Genomic DNA, 546 nt, shown 5'->3' on the forward strand with positions numbered 1-546 from the left:
CTCCGGCGGCTACTCCGTCCAGTCCACCGACTTCGACTCGCTGGCGCGGCCCACGACGAGCCGCGCCTTCGGCATCGTCAAGGGCTCGCAGACCTACAACGCCGACGGCACCGTCGCCACGAAGTCGGACGCCGCGGGCAACACGGCGACCTTCAGCAACTACAAGCGCGGCGTCGCGCAGACCGTGCACTACCCCAACGGCGGCAACGAGAGCGGGGTCGTCAACGACATCGGCCTGGTGACCAGCTACACCGACGCCGCCGGGTACGCGTCGAGCTTCGGCTACGACGCGATGGGGCGGCTCGCGAGCATCACGCCGCCCAGCGGTTTCATTGGCACGACGGTGACCTTCTCGGGCGTGCCGACCGAGGAATACGGCATCCCGGCGGGCCACTGGCGCCAGTCGGTGAGCAAGGGCAACGCGCGCACGGTGACCTACTTCGACGCGATGTGGCGGCCGGTGATGAGCCGCACCTGGGATGCGAGCGACGAGGCCAACACCCGCAAGGTCGTGGTCAAGGCCTTCGACACGCAGAACCGGGTCAC

At 68.9% G+C, this 546-nt stretch carries 1 protein-coding gene; it reads left to right on the forward strand.

Annotated elements, in window-relative coordinates:
- On the forward strand, nucleotides 1-546 hold a 546-nt coding region (locus AC07O8_RS27255; RefSeq protein ID WP_495051023.1), incomplete at both ends, for an RHS repeat domain-containing protein.

The organism is Roseateles sp. GW821-FHT09G09 (assembly GCF_059415965.1).